Source organism: Nocardiopsis lucentensis DSM 44048, assembly GCF_000341125.1.
Lineage (GTDB): Bacteria > Actinomycetota > Actinomycetes > Streptosporangiales > Streptosporangiaceae > Nocardiopsis > Nocardiopsis lucentensis.
In genome coordinates this window covers 1-1,730 of sequence record NZ_ANBC01000272.1, presented here as the reverse complement: position 1 = coordinate 1,730, position 1,730 = coordinate 1, and the positions used below count along the sequence as shown (strand labels likewise).

The window sequence follows — 1,730 nt, the reverse complement described above, 5'->3', positions numbered from 1 at the left end:
GCTCGTCCCCGGACACGACCTCCCGCCGCTGCTGCTCAACGACGAGGAGGCGGTGGCCATCGGGCTCGGCCTGGTGACCGTCTCCGGCGTCGAGGAGAGCGCATCGCAGGCCCTGGCCAAACTCCAGCGGGTGCTGCCCACCCGGCTGCGTCCGCGGCTGACCGCGGTCAGCGGCACCACCACGGCGGTGCGCCGTGACGGAGTCCCGAGCGTGAGCCCCCGCGATCTGGCGATGCTCGGATCGTGCTGCCGTGAGTACGCGGTCGTGGACTTCGACTACCGCGACCGCGCGGGCCGTACGGGGGAGCGCCGGGTCGAGCCCCACCACCTGGTCGACCACGGAGGACACTGGTACCTGGTCGCGCACGACACCGGCCGTGGGGACTGGCGCACCTTCCGGGTGGACCGGATGGGCGGCATCCGGCGCACCCACCGCCGTTTCACGCCCAGGGAGCTGCCCGCCGCCGACCCCGCCGAGTACGTCGTGCGCTCCTTCGCCGGGGCGATCCACCGCCACACCGCGCGGATCGTCCTCGGGCTGTCGGCCGAGACCGTGCGCTCCCGGCTGTACGGGCCGATCCCGGGCGCGATCGAGGCCACGGGAGCGGACTCCTGCGCGGTGCGGATCAGCGCCGACTCGCTCGACCTGGTCTGCCAGTACACGATGGCCGTGCTCTCCCTCGACGCCGACTTCGACCTCGACGCGCCGCCGGAGGTCGTGGATCGTCTCGGCTCCGTGGGCGGTCGACTCGCGGATCTCCCCTCCCGCGCGCGGCGGTCCGCCGAAGCGCTAGTGTCGGGGCCGTGAACACCGCGACGCCACCCCACCGCCTGGCCGACGTGATCTCCGCCTTCGAGGGGATGTACCCACCGAGCTGGGCCATGTCCTGGGACGCCGTCGGCCTCGTGTGCGGGGACCCCGGACAGAGCGTGCGACGTGTCCTGTTCGCCGTCGACCCGGTCGCCGCGGTCGTGGACGAGGCCCTGGAGTGGGGCGCGGACCTGATCATCACCCACCACCCGCTCATGCTGCGCGGCGTCACGAGCGTGGCCGCCGACACCCCCAAGGGCAACGTCGTGCACCGGCTCATCCGCGCCGGATCCGCCCTGTACACGGCGCACACCAACGCCGACACGGCCGCGCCCGGGGTGTCCGACGCCCTGGCGCGCGCGGTGGGCCTCAACGGGGATCTGCGCCCCCTCGACCCCGACACCACCGACCCCGAGGGACGGCGCGGCATCGGACGGATCGGCACCCTGGACCAGCCGATGATCCTGCACGACTTCGCCGCGCAGGTGGCTCAGGGGCTACCCGCGACGGCTCCCGGGATCCGCGTCGCGGGTGACCTGGACCGCCTGGTCACCACCGTCGCCGTGTCCGGCGGGGCCGGTGACTCCCTGCTCGGCGCCGCCCGGGCGGCGGGTGTGGACGTGTTCGTCACCTCGGACCTGCGCCACCACCCGGCCTCGGAGTTCGTCGAGGACCCCGGTCCCGCCCTCATCGACACTCCGCACTTCGCCAGCGAGTGGCCCTGGCTCGCGGACGGGGCGATCCATCTGGCTGACGCACTCGCGCGCGCGAACGGCTCTGATGGGGCTAACGTGGAGATCCGGGTGTCGACGATCGTGACGGACGCCTGGTCGCGGGCCTTCTCCCACATCTGAAGACCCCTCTTCCGTCCCACCGGGCGGTCGAACCCAACTGCACAGAGACGGGCGCGGACGGCGAC

At 73.2% G+C, this 1,730-nt stretch carries 2 protein-coding genes; both read left to right on the top strand.

The window, feature by feature from the left end:
- Positions 1-808 (top strand): helix-turn-helix transcriptional regulator (locus D471_RS33640; protein ID WP_017598355.1); only part of this gene is annotated, 808 nt, incomplete at its 5' end.
- Complete coding sequence (locus D471_RS0109205; protein WP_017598354.1) at positions 805-1,665, top strand: Nif3-like dinuclear metal center hexameric protein; 861 nt, start codon at positions 805-807, stop codon at positions 1,663-1,665. The genes D471_RS33640 and D471_RS0109205, both read left to right, overlap by 4 nt.
- Positions 1,666-1,730 lie beyond the last annotated feature (65 nt).